The 19,420-nt window shown below is 53.4% G+C and carries 18 protein-coding genes; 1 reads left to right on the top strand and 17 read right to left on the bottom strand.

Annotated features, from left to right (window positions below):
- Window positions 1–19: 19 nt before the first annotated feature.
- From M3G15_RS04755 to cymR, 17 genes are all read right to left on the bottom strand, one after another.
- On the bottom strand, window positions 20–1,354 hold the full coding sequence (locus M3G15_RS04755; protein WP_009224376.1) for a peptidase U32 family protein: 1,335 nt from the start codon (window positions 1,352–1,354) through the stop codon (window positions 20–22).
- A gap of 84 nt (window positions 1,355–1,438) precedes the next feature.
- Window positions 1,439–2,374 (bottom strand): peptidase U32 family protein, encoded by a 936-nt coding sequence (locus tag M3G15_RS04750; protein WP_260070226.1) that lies wholly within the window; start codon window positions 2,372–2,374, stop codon window positions 1,439–1,441.
- A gap of 64 nt (window positions 2,375–2,438) precedes the next feature.
- A complete protein-coding gene (gene mltG, locus M3G15_RS04745) occupies window positions 2,439–3,494 on the bottom strand; it encodes an endolytic transglycosylase MltG (RefSeq protein WP_036644815.1) in 1,056 nt (351 codons plus the stop codon).
- An 86-nt stretch (window positions 3,495–3,580) separates the two neighbouring features.
- Complete coding sequence (locus M3G15_RS04740) at window positions 3,581–3,880, bottom strand: DUF1292 domain-containing protein (protein ID WP_036644712.1); 300 nt, start codon at window positions 3,878–3,880, stop codon at window positions 3,581–3,583.
- Complete coding sequence (locus M3G15_RS04735; protein ID WP_009224380.1) at window positions 3,873–4,190, bottom strand: DUF1292 domain-containing protein; 318 nt, start codon at window positions 4,188–4,190, stop codon at window positions 3,873–3,875. Before M3G15_RS04735 ends, M3G15_RS04740 begins: the two co-directional genes overlap by 8 nt.
- 12 nt (window positions 4,191–4,202) lie before the next feature.
- Window positions 4,203–4,619: a Holliday junction resolvase RuvX gene (gene ruvX / locus M3G15_RS04730; protein WP_009224381.1), complete on the bottom strand. Its 417-nt coding sequence runs from the start codon at window positions 4,617–4,619 to the stop codon at window positions 4,203–4,205.
- 59 nt (window positions 4,620–4,678) lie between these two features.
- Window positions 4,679–4,939 (bottom strand): IreB family regulatory phosphoprotein, encoded by a 261-nt coding sequence (locus M3G15_RS04725; RefSeq protein WP_016311191.1) that lies wholly within the window; start codon window positions 4,937–4,939, stop codon window positions 4,679–4,681.
- Window positions 4,940–5,073: 134 nt separating this feature from the next.
- On the bottom strand, window positions 5,074–7,698 hold the full coding sequence (gene alaS / locus M3G15_RS04720; RefSeq protein WP_260070225.1) for an alanine--tRNA ligase: 2,625 nt from the start codon (window positions 7,696–7,698) through the stop codon (window positions 5,074–5,076).
- A 396-nt stretch (window positions 7,699–8,094) separates the two neighbouring features.
- On the bottom strand, window positions 8,095–9,264 hold the full coding sequence (locus M3G15_RS04715; protein ID WP_397376585.1) for an AI-2E family transporter: 1,170 nt from the start codon (window positions 9,262–9,264) through the stop codon (window positions 8,095–8,097).
- A gap of 669 nt (window positions 9,265–9,933) precedes the next feature.
- Window positions 9,934–11,088 carry a mannitol-1-phosphate 5-dehydrogenase gene (locus tag M3G15_RS04710; RefSeq protein WP_260070224.1) on the bottom strand — a complete coding sequence of 385 codons (1,155 nt, stop codon included), beginning with the start codon at window positions 11,086–11,088 and terminating at the stop codon, window positions 9,934–9,936.
- Window positions 11,085–11,522 carry a PTS mannitol transporter subunit IIA gene (locus M3G15_RS04705; RefSeq protein WP_009224387.1) on the bottom strand — a complete coding sequence of 146 codons (438 nt, stop codon included), beginning with the start codon at window positions 11,520–11,522 and terminating at the stop codon, window positions 11,085–11,087. Before M3G15_RS04705 ends, M3G15_RS04710 begins: the two co-directional genes overlap by 4 nt.
- A 43-nt stretch (window positions 11,523–11,565) precedes the next feature.
- Window positions 11,566–13,689: a BglG family transcription antiterminator gene (locus tag M3G15_RS04700; protein ID WP_260070223.1), complete on the bottom strand. Its 2,124-nt coding sequence runs from the start codon at window positions 13,687–13,689 to the stop codon at window positions 11,566–11,568.
- A gap of 79 nt (window positions 13,690–13,768) precedes the next feature.
- The gene (locus tag M3G15_RS04695; protein WP_009224389.1) at window positions 13,769–15,208 is read right to left on the bottom strand and encodes a PTS mannitol transporter subunit IIBC; all 1,440 of its coding nucleotides are present in this window, start codon (window positions 15,206–15,208) and stop codon (window positions 13,769–13,771) included.
- A gap of 244 nt (window positions 15,209–15,452) precedes the next feature.
- Window positions 15,453–15,662, bottom strand: a complete 210-nt coding sequence (locus tag M3G15_RS04690) for a hypothetical protein (RefSeq protein WP_026263546.1) — start codon at window positions 15,660–15,662, stop codon at window positions 15,453–15,455.
- A 33-nt stretch (window positions 15,663–15,695) separates the two neighbouring features.
- Entirely contained in the window at window positions 15,696–16,199 is a 504-nt protein-coding gene (locus M3G15_RS04685) for a PRC-barrel domain-containing protein (RefSeq protein WP_009224391.1), read from the bottom strand.
- Window positions 16,200–16,296: 97 nt separating this feature from the next.
- Window positions 16,297–17,448, bottom strand: coding sequence for a cysteine desulfurase family protein (locus M3G15_RS04680; protein ID WP_009224392.1), 1,152 nt, complete (start codon window positions 17,446–17,448; stop codon window positions 16,297–16,299).
- A gap of 124 nt (window positions 17,449–17,572) precedes the next feature.
- The gene (cymR, locus tag M3G15_RS04675) at window positions 17,573–17,992 is read right to left on the bottom strand and encodes a cysteine metabolism transcriptional regulator CymR (protein ID WP_036644716.1); all 420 of its coding nucleotides are present in this window, start codon (window positions 17,990–17,992) and stop codon (window positions 17,573–17,575) included.
- Between the two features lie 240 nt (window positions 17,993–18,232).
- Here cymR and mnmA point away from each other — a divergent pair, with 240 nt between their 5' ends.
- Entirely contained in the window at window positions 18,233–19,366 is a 1,134-nt protein-coding gene (gene mnmA / locus M3G15_RS04670) for a tRNA 2-thiouridine(34) synthase MnmA (RefSeq protein WP_260070222.1), read from the top strand.
- Window positions 19,367–19,420 lie beyond the last annotated feature (54 nt).

The raw sequence follows: 19,420 nt of genomic DNA, 5'->3' as shown, positions 1-19,420 counted from the left end.
AGCATATTGATTTTTTCCATTACTTTCTTTTACGCATCATATCGAAATAGGAAACCGGTTGGTCCACCTTCATTTGGATCCGCTGCAGCGGGTGGCGGGCGGCATCCAATTCATTGCCGTCTTCGTCGTAGATGGTCCCGACCTTCTGCTTAAAGAACGTCCCGTTTGGACCAAAAAATTCGACTTCTTGTCCCGGTTTGAAATGGTTGCGCTGCTGGATCGTTGCCATTCCCGTCGATTCGTCATACGCCATCACCAATCCGGCAAAATCATAAGGCGCCGCCTTCTCTTCCGGTTCGTAAATATGATCTTCATGATCCGGCGTATCGTAGAAAAATCCGGTATTCAGCGGCCGGTTCGCCGCTTTGTTGATTTCTTCGATCCACTCCGGCTTCAAGACGTAATTGTCCGGATCCGCCATGTAAGCATCAATCGCTTGGCGATAGACATTCACCACCGTCGCCACATAGTGGATGGACTTCATCCGCCCTTCGATTTTGAAACTGTCTACCCCGACGTCGATGAGATCAGGAATATGCTCAATCATGCACAAGTCCTTCGATCCCATCGTAAATGCATGATCGTTTTCCTCAAACATCGGTAGCTGAGTTACGCCAAGACGGAACTTCTCCAGTACCCTGTTATCGCGGGCTTCTTCCTCGGAAATCCATTCGCCATCCGCACGGGCGTCCGTGAACAGGTCGTATTTCCAACGGCAGGATTGGCAGCAACCCCCACGGTTGGAGTCACGGTCGGTAAAATGGTTGGACAACACGCAGCGTCCCGAGTACGAGGAGCACATCGCGCCATGAATAAACGCCTCGATCTCGATGTCGACATGACGTTTAATTTCCTCGATTTCCTCAAGGCTGGTCTCCCGTCCCAGTACGACCCGCGGCAAGCCTTGGTCTTTCCAGAATTGTACCGCTTGCCAGTTCACCGTCGATTGCTGAGTACTCAGGTGAACCTCCAGTTCGGGGACGACCCGCTTCGCGGTCTCTATGATCACCGGGTCGGCGACGATAATGGCAGCGATGCCTACCTCGTATAAATTACGCAAATACTCCTCGATGCCCTCCAGATCCTCATTATGGGCATAAATATTCGTGGCGACAAACACCTTGGCGCCGTACTTCTTGGCAAATTCCACGCCTTCCCGCATTTCTTCAAAGCTGAAATTATCTGCATTGGAACGAAGGCCGTATTGTTGTCCCCCGATATACACGGCATCGGCGCCGTAATGGACAGCGAATTTCAGCTTCTCAAGATTGCCTGCCGGGGCAAGCAGCTCGGGTTTCGCCAGCCGATAACGTTTTCCCGTATATTTCGGGATATGCTTCTCCGCAGTTTGCATCTTCGTTCACCTCTCATCATTTTTTGGGTTTTTAAATTTAAAATATAGGTCAAAAAAGTCGGCTTTTCAGCACCCAACTTCCTCTTAATAGACCTGTTCCTTATAAAAGAAGCCGAAGGTCAGCTCCCGCTCCGGATCTTGAATCTCGCGAATGGCCTCAAGCCAGTTCTCATCGAGCTCATAGCCGTCCGGATCGCGGAAATAAGCTTCGATGGCTTGGCGATACGAAGCAATGACCACTTCGTTATAGGATGCCGGCTTCAGCAGCGTCTCGATTTTGAAGCTGTCCACGCCAGCCGCCATCAGCAGGTGCAAATCCTCCAAGATACAAATATCGTCCGAACTCATAATATGCGTTCCGTTGATATCCTCGAAGATCGGGAACTTCTCGTCCGGCCGTTCGGCCTCGATCAGGAACAGCCCACGGCTCATCCCCAGGTTGCTGTCCGGATCAACCGGCCGCCCTTGAGACACCATGTAGCTATGCACCAAGCGCCGCTTCGAGTGATAAATATTGGTCATTCCATGCACCTGAACCTCTGCTTCGATGTTCAGCTTCGGAGGCATTGCAGTGATCTCGTCCATATTCAGCTCACGAGCGAGCACAACTCGGGAAGCTCCCTTCGTGCCCCAGTAATTGGCCGTGGCATAGTTGGTGGAGGTCATCTCCGCGTTCCAATGCAGCTTCAGCTGAGGCGCAACCGTGCGCACCGTTTGAAGCACGGCCGGGTCACCGAATTCAACGGCGTCTACGCCGCACTCCGCCAACTGCTTCACATAATCGGGCAAACCCTCCAGCATGTCATTGGTCATCAGGTTGTTCAGGCTAACATAAATTTTAGCTCCGTACTGGCGCGCTACCTGAACCGCTTCAGCGATGTCTTGGGGCGTCATATCGCCAGGGAGACGCATTCCGTAGCGGGCTTCGCCAACCAGCGCCGCGTCAGCCCCTGCCGCAAAGTAGCGCTTCAGTTCTTCCAGCGAACCGGCAGGAACTAACAATTCCGGTTTTTTACTCATGTTGATACTACCACCTTTAAAAGGTTGTTCAAAACGTTATCTACATTTTGAACTTCCACCTTATTCATTGATTGGCCATCGCCTTGCTTGTTTCGATGTTCTTTAAGTGCTCCTTGTAAGTCTTGGCGAACAGGTGCTCCCCGCTGCCGTCTTTTTTCGTCACATAAAATAGATAGTCCGAGGATTTCGGCTCAAGCGCCGCTTCGATCGATTTGAGGCTAGGCGCAGCGATCGGCCCCGGAGGCAGCCCTTCATACAAATAGGTATTGTAGGGGCTGTCCACGCTTCGTAAATCCGAATTGAGCAAGCGCTCCTTGGGTTTATCCAGCACATACTGCACCGTGGCGTCAATTTCCAGCTTCATGCCGTCCTTTAGCCGATTATAGATGACTCCGGCCACCAATGGCCGTTCAGCATCAACAACCACTTCTCGCTCTACCAGCGAAGCTATCGTCATCAGCTCACTTAACGTAAGGCCGCGAGCCTGCAGCTTTTGTTCAAAATCGGGGATTTTACCGAGCCGGGTACGGGTTTCCTGCAGCATCCGAGCGATGATGTCCTGCTCGTTGCTGCCTTTTTTCAGCTCATAGGTTTCCGGGAACAAATACCCTTCCAGCCGGTACGTCAACCGCTCGTCCGTCGGGATTTGCGATAACAGCTCATCGTGAAGACCCGCTGCATCCTTCGCCAGCTGCAAGAACGCGGCTTGATCAACCAAGCCTTCCTCCGCCAGCTTGTCAGCCATTTGTTTGACCGTGAAGCCCTCGGGAATCGTAAACCGGATCATCTCGGCCTTAACCACGTCGCCGCTGTTCAGCTTGGCGATGATCTCGTCATACGTCATGCCCGGCTGCATCTCATAGACCCCGGCCTGAAACCGGCTGCCTTCCGACTTCCATTTTAAATACGAAACGAACAAAAAGGAATTTTTAATTAGTCCCTGGTTTTCCAGCAACTTTGCGATGTCGGCCGTTCCCGTTCCCGGTTCGATCGTAATCTTGACTGGCTGTTCCTTCGCTTCAACCGGGAGCATGCTTGTGTACACATAAAATCCGGCCGCCCCTGCTCCGATGATCACGATCAGCAGCAGAACGGCCAGCCATTTCAGCGCTTTCCTCAAACCGCCTTCCCCCTTAACAGCCAAAAAGAGCGGAAATCTCCCGCTCTTCCCAGACTGATCTATCGTGCTCTTGCAATGCCTTCCCGTTACTCCGGAAAGGTCAATTCATCGTACAGCTCGGATACGTTCTCCCATTCCTCGTCGTCATCAATCGTGACCAGTTCCAGCTTATCGCCGCTCGTCACGATCTTGAAAATCTCCGGCTCTTCATCCTTGGACGCGTCCTCCGGCAATAATACCGCGTAGGCCGCTCCGGCGACGTCAAACTCCTCAACGACTTGATAATAGGAGACATTGCCCGATTCGTCTTCAAGTTCCACGACTGGGCCAAATGTGTCGCGAACCCGCGACGTCATTACTGCTTGGTCTGCTGTAAATTCAGTCATTGCCATCTTCTCCATCAAACTCGTCGATAAGCGTATTAAAGGTCTCCTCAACGATTTCCCATTCTTCGTCGCTTTCGATCGTGTACAGCTTCAGGTCATCGCCGTCTTCCTCGTAACGGAACGCGTATACCTCTTCGCTCTCTTCATCTTCATTCCCATCGGAATCCAAAGGAACGACCATCATATACTTGGCGTCCGAACCGTCGACTTCGAATTTCATAATCACTTCGAACTCTTCTTCATTGCCCTCTTCATCGGGGATATAAATAATTTCCGGTTCTTCTTCATTTCCGATACGATCTTTAGACATACGCGATCACCCTCACTTTATACTCTTAGAGTCCAAATAATTTTGCAAAATCAAGCTGGCGGCCATCTTGTCGACGACACCTTTGCGTTTCTTCCGGCTGACATCCGCATCCAGCAGCGTACGCTGCGCAGAAACGGTGGTCAGCCGTTCATCCCAGAGATGCACGGGCAGATTCAGCTTAGCCCGCAGATCCTCGGCAAACGCCATGCATATTTCTCCACGGGGACCAATCGTACCGTTCATATTCTTGGGCAAACCCACAACGATCTCTTCCACCTCGTGCTGCTTCACAAGCTCGGCGATGCGCTCAAATTCGCTGCCTTCCTTGCGGCGCTCGATGGTTTCGAGCCCTTGGGCGGTCCAACCCAAGCTGTCGCTCACAGCCACTCCGATCCGCCGGTCCCCGTAGTCTAGGCCCATGATTTTCATGTATTGCTCCTTTAAATGCGGATCCACCGCTTATCCGTTCTTGAGAAGGTTCGCTGCCATCAACGGTGATTCGCCATGTAAAAGCGCACCAGCTCTTCGATCAGCTCGTCGCGTTCCTTCTTGCGAACCAAACTTCTCGCATTGTTATGACGCGGTATATAGGCCGGATCCCCCGATAATAGATATCCGACGATCTGGTTTACCGGATTATACTCCTTCTCCTGCAAAGCCTGGTAAACCGTAAGAAGAATCTCCTGCGCCGACGCTTCTAGTTCATCGCCCTTGACGTTAAATTTGACGGTTTTATCCATGGAGTCCATGATGACACCTCGCTTCTTCGACATACGCCTTTATGATCGCAGCTGTTTTCCTCTTAGCCTAATCATACTATACCATATCATGGGTTCCATAAGGAAATTTTCAGTGATATGCCCCGTCAAATTTCACCACCTTCTCAGGCTTGGGAAGCAATCCACTCCGCTGCTACTTTTAATGCTTCGTCCAGCTTGCTGGCATCCTTGCCTCCGGCCTGAGCCATATCCGGACGACCGCCGCCTCCGCCGCCGCATACCGCCGCAATTTCCTTGACGAGCTTGCCGGCATGCAATCCGCGAGCCACTTCTTCCTTCGGAACAACGACGACAAAATTTACTTTGTCTTCGTTTGGCGCGCCCAACACCAGCACGGCATCCGGCAATTTCACCTTCAGCTCGTCAGCCAGCGTGCGCAGCGCATCCATACTGCCGGCTTGCACGCGTGCAGCCAACAGCTTGGTTTGGCCAACGCTCACCACTTGGCTCGTCAATTCGCCGGCTTCGATGACGCTCAGCTTGCTTTGCAGCGATTCGTTCTCACGGCTCAATTCCTTAAGCTGCTGGAACAATCCCTCAACCCGCTTCGGCACATCGTTTACGTTGGCTTTCAACAGGCCAGCCGCTTGCTTCAGCAGGTCCAGCTGTCCATCCATAAACAGATATGCGCCGCGTCCAGTCACCGCTTCGATCCGGCGTACCCCGGAACCGATGCCGCTTTCGCTGACGATTTTGAACAGGCCGATCTCAGCCGAGTTGTTCACGTGGCAGCCGCCGCAAAGCTCCAAGCTGTAGTCGCCAACCTTGACGACGCGGACGATGTCCCCGTACTTCTCACCGAACAGCGCCATTGCCCCCATCGCTTTCGCTTCATCAATTGGCTTCAGCGAGGTCGTTACAGGCAAGGCATTCCAAATCTGTTCGTTGACGCGGCGTTCGATTTCCGCCAGTTCCTCCGGCGAGATGCTGCCGAGGTGGGAGAAGTCGAAGCGCAAGCGCTGCGGTTCAACGAGGGAGCCGGCCTGGTTCACGTGTTCGCCAAGCGTCTCCTTCAACGCTTTATGCAGCAGATGGGTTGCCGTATGGTTCTTCACCGTATGGCTGCGTTGTTCCCGATCCACGGAAGCGGTAACTTCGGCACCAACCCGCAGTTCGCCGGTCTTCACCGTGACTTGATGGACATGCTGCCCATGAGGGGCTTTAAACAAGCCTTCCACGGTTGCACTAGCGGAGTCGTTGTGAATCGTCCCCTGGTCGCTGACCTGACCGCCGCTTTCCGCATAGAACGGCGTGGAAGTCAGAATCACTTGACCCGATTGACCCTCACCAAGCGTATCCACGAAAGCGTCGTCGACCACAATAGCTACAATGCTGGTGGTAACTTCAAGCTCATTATATCCAACGAATTCGGTTTTAGTCGTAAAATCCGCCAAAACGCCGCCCTGCACCTTCATGCTGCCGCTTTCGTGACGGGCTGCCCGGGCGCGTTCACGTTGTTCTTCCATCGCTGCTTCAAAGCCTTCGCGATCGACGCTAAGACCATGCTCCGCTGCGAAATCCTCAGTCAAATCCAGCGGGAAGCCGTAGGTGTCGTACAGCTTAAACGCATCGTCCCCGCTGATCTGCGTGCGTCCTTGCGCTTTCGCTTCGGCACTGATATCGGCCAGAATAGCCAAGCCGTCGCTCAACGTTTCATGGAAGCGTTCCTCTTCGGTGCGGATGACTTTCTCAATAAACTCGCGTTTAATAACAACATCCGGATAATAGGTGCCCATAATGTCGCCAACCGTCTCTACCAAGCTGAACATAAACGGTTTGTCCAATCCGATCAGCTTGCCATAACGTACCGCACGGCGCAGCAGGCGGCGAATGACATAGCCGCGGCCTTCGTTCGACGGCAGGACGCCGTCAGCTACCGCAAAGGTCACCGTACGGATATGGTCGGCGATAACCTTAAGTGCGACGTCACTGTCCTCAGCAGCGCCGTAAGTTACCCCAGCCAGGCTTGCCGTTTTTTGGATAATCGGTTGGAACAGGTCGGTGTCGAAGTTGGAGTTCACGTCCTGCAAAATCGACGCAAACCGCTCGAGGCCGGCCCCGGTATCGATGTTTTTATTCGGAAGCGGCGTATAGCTGCCGTCCTTGTTGTGGTTGAATTGCGAGAACACCAGGTTCCACACTTCAAGGAACCGTTCATTTTCCCCGCCCGGGTAACATTCCGGATCAGATAGATCGCCGTAAGCTTCGCCGCGGTCGTAGAAAATTTCCGTACAAGGTCCGCAAGGCCCTTCACCGATATCCCAGAAGTTATCCTCCAGCTTAATGATGCGATCTGCAGGGATCCCGATTTTTTCATTCCACAGCTTAAACGCTTCTTCATCCTCAGGATATACGGTGACCGACAGGCGATCCGGATCAAAACCGATCCATTTCTTGTCCGTCAGGAATTCCCAAGCCCAAGTAATCGCTTCTTCTTTAAAATAGTCCCCGATCGAGAAATTGCCCAGCATCTCAAAAAACGTATGGTGCCGGCGCGTCTTCCCGACGTTTTCGATATCATTCGTGCGAATACATTTTTGCGAGTTGGCGAGGCGCGGATTTTCCGGCTTTATCCGCCCGTCGAAATAAGGCTTCAGCGGCGCCATCCCTGCATTGATCCACAAGAGCGAAGGATCGTTATGCGGGACGAGTGAAGCGCTGGGTTCGATTTTATGGCCTTTGCTGGCAAAGAACTCCAGCCATTTGGAACGGATTTCACTTGCTTTCATCGTCTTGACCTCCTAAATGTTCCTCTAAAAATAAAAACGCCCCTGAAAATCAGGGACGATTGCATCGCGGTACCACCCTGGTTATCGCTTCCGATGCGGCTGGACGGGTTGTCCGCCGGCGTTCTAAAGCGATCGCCTCGTCGGTCCGATAACGGGGACCTGCCGGTGAATTTGTAGCCCACACTCCGAAATTAGCTTTCCGTCCGCGCGAGATTTCAGGTTCTCTCAGCCACCGCCTCGGCCTCCCTTGCGGGACGCCGCCTGCAGCGGAACCCTTCTCTGGCAAATCCGCTTGCCGAACGTACTTGATTTCATCAACGCTTTGAAAATTTTCACATAACATTTTAAGTATATAAGGCGAGGAACGCCGTGTCAATGCAGCTTGTCCACCTTGCGTTACATCGCTTTGCGGCGAACGTAGTAGGCATAGAAATGCTGAATAACTACCTTCACCACGGCAAAAAACGGCACCGCCAAAATCAACCCGGGCACCCCCGCCAACTCCCCGCCAATGAGAAGCGCCAAAATGATCAGCATCGGGTGCATATGTAAGCTACGTCCAACCACCTGCGGGGAAATGACGTTACTTTCGATCGTTTGGCACAGCATGTTGACGAGCAGGACCAGCAGCACCATTTTCCAAGAAATCGTTGTCGCCATAACCAAGGCCGGGGCAGCCCCGAGAAATGGGCCCAGGTAAGGGATGATGTTGCACAGAGCAACCACTCCCGCCAGCAGCAGCGCAAACGGCATGCCGATTAACATATAGCCGATATAGGCGAGCACACCGATAATGACGCATACCAGCAGTTGCCCCCGGACATAGTTACCCAGAGCCATATCGATTTCCTTCAGCAGCGTGATGATCGACTTGCGCCGCGAGCGCGGCAAGTACTGCAGGATCAGCCGCTCGATCAGCTCGATGTCCTTCAGCATGTAGAAGATCAGGAACGGGATAATAAACGCATTAAACACGACGCCGATCGTTGTTCCGATATTGTCCAGGAAGCCGGAGATAGCGCTTGCCAAGCGGTTTTCAAATTGATAAAACCAGTTGTTCATCCCCATGCGGATGCTCCCCGGCAAAATACCGTTGTCCCAACGATTCATCATTTGCTGGGTGTGAAGGGTAAGCTCCGGCAAATGCTCGCCCAGCTCCTCCAGCTGTTCGACGAACATCGGAATCACGTTCATGAGCACCACGGACAAGCCGGTCAGAAACACCGCATAGATCAGCAGCACGGCCATCGTCCGCGGCACCCTCCGCCCGCCAAGCATCCGAACGATCGGATTTAAGACATAAGAGATAATGATGGCGATGACAAACGGAGCGAAAACGGCCTTCAAAAATCGGTAGACGAGCGCAAACATCGGCCGCAGCTGCCACACAAAAAACAGGATCACCAGCCCCAACAACAGCCAAACGCCATATTGGAACAGCTTGCTTTGGGTGATCGGTACCAGCGGTTGCTTCTGCTCTTCCCGCTCTTCTTGCTTTTTCGGTTCCTTTTGCGCTTGCTCCTTCTGCTGCTTGTGCGCTTGCTCCTTCTGTTCATTGGGTCCCATCGATGCTACGCCCCTCCCTATTTCACAGCGAATTACTCGTATAGATCAGTATTTGTCTGGGGAGGTAAATTTATGAGAGGGGGCGGCGAAGAGGCGGGGATGTGGGGTACGAGAGCTTGAAAAGAGTTGAAGTTTAGTTTCTCCAGAATCATTTCCCCCTCTGGCCTTTGGTGCTCTTCTTCATCGCTCCCACCAATCCCCGGTTCTTCGCCGCCGGGGGGTGTAGCTGTGGCCCGGCAATCTGCAAGGCATGATTGTCCGGGCATGTAAGTAAGGATTGCGTGGAGCCGCTTGCTCGTAACGGACCTGAGAGACGCTATTAGGTCATTTCCCGTCCATTTCCCGATGTAACGGACCCAGTGGCCCTTAATCAGCTCGAAATGCAGCTAACAGGGGCAACTCCAGTTGAATAAGGTCTTCTCAGTCCGTTAGATTCCCGACTACCGGATCCAGAAGCGAATAAGGTCTCCTGGGTCCGTTAGACCCCCCACGGACATCCACAACCAAAAAGCCCGGATACATCTGGTGTTACCGATGCATCCGGGCTGCTGAAGCGAGCCGGAGAAGAGCTTCAAGCCTCTCATCTCATCCGTGACAAACGGCGGACAAGAGCGGCCCGAGGTCGTTATTCACATGCCCTGAATAAGCTCTTCCCCTGCTTGCCACCGCTTAGCGGCTCTTCAACTCCTCATAATGCGCCAGCACCGCTTGATGGATCGGGTGCTCGGCGTCGAGGCCGGTGTATTTGGCCAAGGTCTGCGAAGCGCCAACTTCTCGCAGCGACGCCTGCAGCTCCGCGGCTTCCGGGTCGTCCGGAACATCGAAACAGAGCGCCATCGCCATCGTCAGCGCCAGGTAGCCGTATCCAAACTCCCGTTCATACGCCTGCGTTGCCGGGGAGACCAGCCGATCGCCGGCGGACAGCTTGCGGATCGGTGAACGGCCGACCCGCGAAACCTCGTCCGTCAGCGCCGGATTGGCGAAGCGCTCCAGAATCGTATCGATATACGCCTGATGCTCGGCTGGCGAAAATCCATGTTTCGCCACAAGCACCGCCCCGGTCTCCGAGAGGACGGCGCGCACATGCTGGGCGACTTTTTGATCATTCATCGCTTCCTGAATCGTGGCATGGCCCTGCAGATATCCCATATAAGCGGCCGAGCAATGGCCGGTATTTACGGTAAACAGCTTGCGTTCGATATAAGGCTCCAACCGGTCAACATAGTGAACGCCTTCGACCCGATGGAAGCCGTCAAACATTTGCGATTGGTCAACCGCCCATTCATAAAAAGGTTCCACCACAACCTGCAGCGGGTCCTCATGCTGTTGCAACGGAACGATCCGGTCGACCGCCGCATCGGGAAACGCTACATGACGGTCCGCCCACTGCCGTGTGGCTTCATCCAACTGGGCATAGACATGCTCCTTGAGCTGGGAGCTGCCGCCGATCGCGTTCTCGCAGGCAATGATATGCAGCGGGGAAGCCGCAGCTTCGTTTTTCCGCAACACCAGCCCTTGGGCGATCGTACCGGCGATATGCTTCAGGATGGTCACACCAACCGCCGTCGTGACCAAATCGGCCTCAGCAATCGCCTGGGCAGCAGCAGCGGGATCACTCATACTGTTAATCGCCGTCACGCCTTTTACGATGACCGTCTCCTGCTGATCGCTCGCCAGGGTAACAGGGTATTCCTTACGCCGTGCCAACTCCGAAACGAGCTTCTCGTTCACATCGACAAAGCATACTTCGTAACCGGAACGGGACAACAGCAAACCGATAAATCCTCTGCCGATATTGCCTGCACCAAAATGGACCGCCTTCATCCTTCCATGCCCCCTTCAAGGATCTCCGCAATTTCTTCTTCCGTTGTGGCATTCATAATTCGTTCCAAATTGGATTCGTCCGTGAACACCATAGCGACATTGGTCAGTACTTCCATGTGATCCCCGCCGGCTGCGGCGATGCCAATCACGATAAAGGCCGGCTCATCCCCGCCGAAATCAACGCCTTCAGGGAAGCGGACAACCGACAGTCCGGTCGAGAAAATCATGCCTTTGGCTTCTTTCGTCCCGTGCGGGATCGCCAAACCTCCGCCCATATAGGTGGAGACGATCTCTTCACGCTCGATCATTTTGTCCACGTATTCTTCCGTCACATGACCCGCGTCAACCAGCAGCTTTCCGGCGAGGCGGATCGCTTCATATTTATCGCTCGCTTTTCCATTTAATATAATTTTCTCTTTAGACAATAATTTCATGATTGTTCTCTCCCTTTCCACGTTATCCTATCTTCTCTTTTGTTTACAAATTCTCAAAATAAACCAACAGCTCGGTCGCCAAAAAATTTCGGATCTCCTGACGTTCTCCGGTTTCCAGCAGCTCCACCAGCTCCGGCTTCAGCAGCAAGGCGCTGATTTCGCTCAGCACTTCCAAGCTCTCGCGCGACAGCTCCCGCGGCGCGAGCATAAATAGCAGCGCACTAACTTCTGTTCCCCCGTCCAACACCACGGGTTCTTCCAGCCGAAACAACGCCAGCGAACGGTAATTCACGAACCGGGTTCGTGTATGGAACAGCGCCAGCGAAGTCCCCGGAATCACCTGGCTGGCCATTTTCTCCCGTTCCAGCAAACGGTCGGTTACAGCCTGCACATCGGATACAGTGTGCTTCGTCTGCCACTCCTCCGGCCCAAAGCTTGCGGAACCGGACGGCGGGACGAATAACCGGTTCATTTCCTCCAGCGCCACCGTAACTGTCTCCCGCAGTGAAAATCCCCTGTTATTTAGCACACGCACGTCGAATTGCTCCAGCAGGCTGACAACCTCGTTCAGAGACACCGACAGCGACCGTACCTTGTCAAAAGCCCTTGTTTTTGTGGATTCCGGCTCAGGTGTCATCTTCCGCGATTTTAATACCGTACGCTGGACGTACTCGAGCAGCCGCTCGGTGTCCTCGTCCGTTAACAACGGACTTAGCTTCACGTAACGATCCTCTGGAAGAGGCAAATCAATCGTCGAGATGATTAAGTCGTAATCGGATTCGGGAAGCCGCTTCGCCTCGTACCACGAGACATTGCCCAGCACTTCGATTTGCGGCATTTCTTTGGCAAGCCGCGTGGCCAGCAGCTTGGAGGAGCTTAGCCCGCTCGAGCAGACCAGAATCGCCCGTACGCTGAGGCCAAGCTGGTTCAGACGCTCCATGGAGGCTCCGAAATGCATCACCAGGAAGCCGATCTCTTCGTCCGGGATTTCTAAGCCGGCCACACTTTCGTTCATCGCCTCACGTACGATGCCATACAATTCATCGTAGTCTTTACGAATGGCGCCCAACAACGGGTTGCGGATGCGGGAGCCTTCGCGGATGCGTTTGAAAGCCGGGCCCATATGCTCTAGCAGACCGCTTCGGAGCAGTCGATCCTCCTGGAACGGAATTCCGGTACGCTTAACGACGTTCTCGGTCAGCCGATACACCGTATCGACCAGCTCCATATCCGCTTGGACGAGCTCGGGTGAAGCTTCTTTGGCCCGGCTGAACAAGCCGTTCATATAAGCGATTTCCTCCGGCGGGAATGTCAGCTCGAGCTTCTCGGCCAAACGAGAAGCGAATCGGGCCGTTTCGGCCTCATCCTGCTCTCCGCCCCCGGCGGGAGGTAGCTTGCGGTTCTTGCCTGCGCAACTAACCAGCCTTCCTGCCTTGATCCGATTCACTGAAACGGAGAGACGAATGAGCAGCTGCGTGTAGGCATTTTCGGACAAATGCTCCGTCCAGCTCCAATTCATCGCCCATAGCGTGTTTTCTACCGTCATCAGGTTATCCGTCCCAACGACCTCGAGCAGTCTGGCCGTGGCGGAGGAGACTTGGTTTTCCGGCGAGCCTCCAATCAAGTCGGAGTAATCCAAATGCTCAGCCGCCAGTTGGCATAACGCCGCGCGTTTCTGCTGTTCCTCGCCAAGCAACTCGACGCCGTAGCCGCGGCGGCGAACCAGTTCCAGCCCAAAGCGGCTGAACCAGGGCTCCACCTCGTCCAAATCGCTGCTGATGGTCGCTACCGTCACCTTTAGGCCATGGGCCAGCGTAAATAGCTTACACGGCTCCTGCTCCTCAAGCAAACGGCAGATCAGTAAGAGATGCCGCTCCTCGACGGAATAGTCGCTGGGCTTATCGACCAGCAGCAATCGTTTGGCCTCTTGCAGCTTCTCGCCCTCCTCGCTGCCTTCGGCATTGCTCCAGACAGAGATTCCGGTACCGGATTTACGGTGCAGGACTAAGCCGAAATAGGCTAATATTTTTTCAATCTCGTCCAGTTCCCGGTGAACCGTTCTGACGCTGACGTTGATCTCCGCTGCGATTTCCGCAGCGGTCATCCCGTGCTTGCGTCCGAGGAGGAGAACGAGGATTTGCTTTTGTCGTGCGGTCATTTTCCGCATATCAAGTCTCTCCTAATATAGACGCAAAACACCGGCGAAAATCGCCAGTGTTCTGCCCCCGCATCGTAACTGGCGTTGCTTAGCCTTTCAAACGCTCAACCAGTTCATCGTATTTGGGACTCTTCAGGAAATTATCAATGGAGATATGCTCGGCGTCCGGTTTGTTGGCGATCGCGCGATCCGTCAGCGTTTTTTGCGTAATGACGATGTCGGCGTCGCTTGGAATTTCGCTGACTGCCGAGTTCACGACCGTCACCTTCACGCCGGCGTCCTGCATTTTCTTCCTCAGAACGGATGCACCCATCGCACTGGAACCCATACCAGCGTCGCAAGCGAACACGATTTTGTTCACCGTTTGTTTCTTCACGCCGCCTGCAGCAGCAGGGGCTGCCGCCGTGTTCTTCGTACCTGCAGCTTTCATTTCTTTCACTTTCGCCGAAGCTTCTTCCAAGTCCATTTCTTCATCCGTTTGTTTACCCGTTTTGAGCAGCAGCGACGCAACAAGGAACGAAACGACTGCCGCAACAATGACCCCGCTTAACATTGGGACGTATCCGCCTTTTGGCGTCATCAGGAAGTAAGCAAAAATACTACCCGGAGAAGGAGAACCTACAAGACCTGCACCGGTCAATTGGAACGTAAACGTACCGGCAACGCCGCCAGCCATTGCAGCCAGCACCAGAATCGGTTTCATCAAAATGTACGGGAAGTAAATCTCGTGAATCCCGCCCAGGAAGTGAATCACAACCGCGCCTGGAGCCGATTGTTTCGCCATGCCGCGACCGAAGATCCAGTAAGCCAGCAGGATCCCCAGACCTGGGCCTGGGTTCGATTCGAGCATAAACAGCATCGATTTGCCAACCCGAAGTGCTTCTTCCGCAGCGATTGGCGTAATTACGCCGTGGTTGATTGCATTGTTCAGGAACAATACTTTCCCCGGTTCAATAATAAGGTTGACCAGAGGCAGCAATTTCGCGTCCACCAGGAAGTCAACGCCCGAAGACAACGCTTTGCTGATCGCGGTTACAACCGGTCCAATGCCGGAGTATGATCCCAATGCCATGAGACCGCCCAGAATCCCGATCGAGAAGTTGTTCACCAGCATTTCAAAGCCGGATTTAATTTTTCCCTCGACCAATTTGTCGAACTGCTTAATGACCCAAGCGGACAATGGACCAACGATCATCGCGCCGAGAAACATCGGGATGTCGCTGCCGATGATAACCCCCATCGTCACAATGGCTGCCGTTACCGCACCCCGTTTCCCGTGAACCATTTGCCCACCGGTGTAGCCGATGAGGAGCGGCAGCAAATATTTGATCATTGGATCGACCAGTTTGCCGAGATACTCGTTCGGAATCCATCCGGTCGGGATGAATAATGCGGTAATGAGCCCCCATGCGATAAACGCGCCGATATTCGGCATCACCATACCGCTGAGCGCACGACCGAACTGCTGAACCTTCACCCGGGCTCCGCCGGTTCCTGCAGACGGCTGTTTGGTTTGTGCTATAGCCATAAAGAGTAACCCCCTTATAAAGATGCACGGATCATCAACAGTCTTGCTTGTTGGCTTACCGTGTTTCTACCCTCATCCTAATTCAAAGCGCTTTCTAACTCAATCAAATCAAAACACGGTTTCGTCATGATTATTGTTGTCAACATTTGAAGAGTGATTCCTGCCTAAACAAAAAAAAGCCGCCCCCTTCGATATAAAAAAGGGGACAGCTTGTGCATCTTCACAGCATAGCAGCAATATATTGTTACGAGGAAGCGTGCATTTGCGGGAAGTCCTGCACCATTTCCTCGCCGAAGAACAGATCATCCAGAGAGCTGAGCGTTCCATCTTCTTCTACTTGATATACGGACATTTTATCGCCGTTTACCGTCAATTCGATAAAGCAACCCCAGCAGTAGAACTGGTGGGAGCCGATTTTCCCAATATCCTTGGAATTGCAATTTGGACATTTCATCATAGAACCATCACCTATCCATCCACAAAAAATTCACGGCTTTTCAAGCAGCTGTTCGCTGCCCAGGGGCACCATGATCGCGTTTTCCCCTCGGGTCATTTCCGGCATAAATGGCAGCAGCTTGCGCCCTTCCATCAGATCGGTGAAAAACCCGTCGCTAATTTCAATTCCAGTAATTGTATTTCCCAATTCGTGTTCAAAATAAACATCCGTTACATGGCCTAGACGTATTCCGTCTTCAGTCAGGACAGGCAGTTCTTTTAATTTTCCATTTCCCGTTAAGAAGGTATTCTGTATATTCTCGGCTTCCCACTTGCGGACAGCCTGTTGATTGCAGATCATCACGGCATCTTCACCGTAAGCCACGATATCCTCCCATCGCACGGCCTTGACGCTGGAATTCCAAAACAATCGATTCTCCAGTTGGATGCCGACGATCGACCAATTGTGGTCCAGGAGGAGGTCAACGACTTTCCCGACCTTCTTGCCACGCTCCACATCATAGACGGTCAGACCGATCATTTCTTGCATTCTCATGTTGAAATGGACACTCCCTGTTTGGGCATCTCATACTAATACCGAAAAAACTAACCTCCCCTCCGCAAAAGCCGATTTGAGCCCAAAAATATGCCCATTATTTTTTTCTACGGAGACGTTCCAGGATGGTTCCAATTTTTTCGGTGATTTCGTAAATTTCTTCCCTAGTATTACCCATTCCGACGCTAAATCGAATCGCAGAACGCAAAAAACTTTCCGGAAGATGCATCGCTTCCAGCACATGGGACGGCTCCAGAGACCCCGAGGTGCATGCGGAGCCGCTGGAGGCAGCGATGCCCTCCATATCCAAATTCATCAGCATCGTCTCCGAATCCACCTCTGGGAAGCTGATGTTGATGATATGCGGCAGCCGATTCGTCGGATGGCCGTTGACATGGAAAGCCTCCCGGGTGATCCGCTGTTCCAGTGCGGACAGCAGCTCCCGGATCAGCTGCTCATCGTGAGCGACGCGCGTCTCCCGCTCCGCCGCAGCCAATTCCACGGCCTTGGCAAAGCCGGCGATGCCGGCCATATTTTCCGTGCCAGCGCGGCGCTTGCGCTCCTGCAGCCCGCCGTGTTGAATCGGCTCCAGCACCAGATCCTTACGTACATACAAAGCCCCGACGCCTTGGGGACCGTTGATTTTATGCGAAGAGAAGCTCATCAAGTCGACCGGCAAATCCCGGCAAGAGATCGACAACGCGCCCAACGCCTGCACGGCATCCACATGAAAAACGATCCCCCGCTCCCTCGCGATCGCGCCGATTTCAGCAATCGGCTGAATCGTTCCCACCTCGTTATTGCCATACATCACGCTGATCAAGATCGTATCGGGCCGGATGGCCTCCCGCACTTGCTCCGGATGCACCTGTCCATAACGATCCACAGGCAAATAGGTCACCTCAAACCCGTCCTTCTCCAAGCGCTCGCAGGAGTGCAGCACCGCATGATGCTCGATGGAGGTCGTAATAATATGACGTCCCTCCGCTTTCCGGGCAAACGCCGTGCCAAACAACGCCAGGTTATCGCTCTCCGTCCCTCCGCCGGTAAACACCAGCTCATCCGGGCGGCAACCGATGCGTGCGGCAACCGTATCCCGCGCCCCGTTCACCAAACGTTTGGCCTCCCGACCGAAATAATGAACGCTGGAGGCGTTGCCAAATTGCTCCCGCATCACCTTCAGCATCGTTTCCGCTACCTCCGGATGGATCGGCGTGGAAGCGGCATGATCTATATAAATATGCTTCATGGCTCTCACCTTGTCCCAAAAACTTTTTGATAAAACGTAAATCACCGCCCCGGAATCGGGACGGCTACCGAATTGTTCGTTGATTGTATCTTATTTCATTGTGGATGGCAAGTCGGTTCGCAGACTAAATGTAGAACATGTAATTTTCTTTGGTTCCATGTTCCTCGTAGTTCACCAGATTCTCCAGCGTCGTCGAATCCAGCACTTCAGCGATGCTGTCGCGGATGCGCAGCCACAAATCCCGTTTGGCCGGATCGTCCTCCTCGGTAAAGTCCACCGGAGAAATCGGCCCTTCCAACACACGAATGATGTCTCCCGCCGTAATTTCACTAGCTTCTTTGGAAAGAATATAACCGCCATAAGCACCGCGCACGCTCTTCACCAGACCGGCATTGCGCAGCGGCGCGATTAATTGCTCCAGGTAATGCTCGGATAATTGGTTTTTCTCGGCGATGCTTTTCAGGGAAGTTGGCCCTTCGCCGTATTTAGCGGCCAGCTCCATCATAATCGTCAATCCGTAGCGTCCTTTTGTCGAAATCTTCAAAGAAGGCACCTCTTTCAATTTTCAAATAAACTTTATATAATTAATCCTTGATCCTTAAAAAACAGTATCAGGCCATTCGCCGCGTTCTTCCGCGACATACGCGCCCAAATCCGGGGATTCCTCCCTATTCCTATCTTTACCCTGTGCTTATCGTAACATATCATATGTGTTTTGGGAAATAAAGCGACAATTGTGGTAAAATAAACGACGAGCGATTCGCCGCTCAAAGGAGTGATAATGATGGCTAAGCCTAACAGCGAAATCCGCGTCGTCGTCGGCATGTCTGGCGGCGTCGATTCCTCGGTGACGGCACTCCTGCTGAAGCAGCAGGGCTACGACGTCATCGGTATATTTATGAAGAACTGGGACGATACCGACGAGTTCGGTTACTGCACAGCCGAAGCGGACGCTGAAGACGTTCGCCGCGTCTGCGAGCAGATCGATATCCCTTACTATACCGTGAACTTCGAGAAGCAATATTACGATAAAGTATTTGCCTATTTCCTCGAAGAATATAAGCGGGGCCGGACGCCTAACCCGGACGTCATGTGTAACCGGGAAATCAAGTTTGGCGAATTCTTGAACAAAGCGCTGGACCTCGGCGCGGATTACGTGGCGACCGGGCACTATGCACGGGTCGTGGAAGAGAACAAGACGTACAAGCTGCTGCGCGGCGTTGACAGCAATAAGGATCAAACGTATTTCCTCAATGCCCTGAATCAGGAGCAGTTGTCCAAAGCGATGTTCCCGATCGGCCACCTGCCGAAGCCGGAGGTACGGCGGATCGCCGAAGAAGCTGGCCTCTATACCGCGAAGAAGAAGGACAGCACCGGCGTCTGCTTTATCGGCGAACGGAATTTCAAGGAGTTTCTGAGCAATTACTTGCCGGCCCAATCCGGCGATATGATCGACATTGTCACCGGCGAGGTTAAGGGCCGTCACGATGGCCTGATGTACTATACGCTGGGTCAACGTCAAGGCTTGGGTATCGGCGGCTCCGGTACCGGCGAACCTTGGTTCGTGGCTGATAAGGATCTGGAGCGCAACATTTTGTATGTTGTGCAAGGTGACAAGCACCCAAGCTTGTACTCGACGTCGCTGATTGCTTCCGGCGTTAACTGGATCGCTGGCGCAGACAAAATGCCGGAGGGGCCGTACAAGTGCACGGCGAAATTCCGGTATCGTCAGCCCGATCAAGGTGTGACGCTGACGAAGCAACCAGACGGCACGGTGCATGTCGCATTTGATGAACCGCAAAAGGCGATCACCCCAGGCCAAGCGGTCGTGTTCTACCAAGGCGAAGAATGCCTCGGCGGCGGCACGATCGAAGCCCCGGTGAAGCTGCGGACCGAGATTTCGGCTGTACAAGCCTAACAATAAAGAGGAGCCCCGCGTCGGTGAATGACGTGGGGCTCCCTTTTTTTATGC

Source organism: Paenibacillus sp. p3-SID1389 (assembly GCF_025151705.1).
GTDB lineage: Bacteria > Bacillota > Bacilli > Paenibacillales > Paenibacillaceae > Fontibacillus > Fontibacillus phoenicis.
This window is presented reverse-complemented; position numbering and strand designations above follow the sequence as displayed.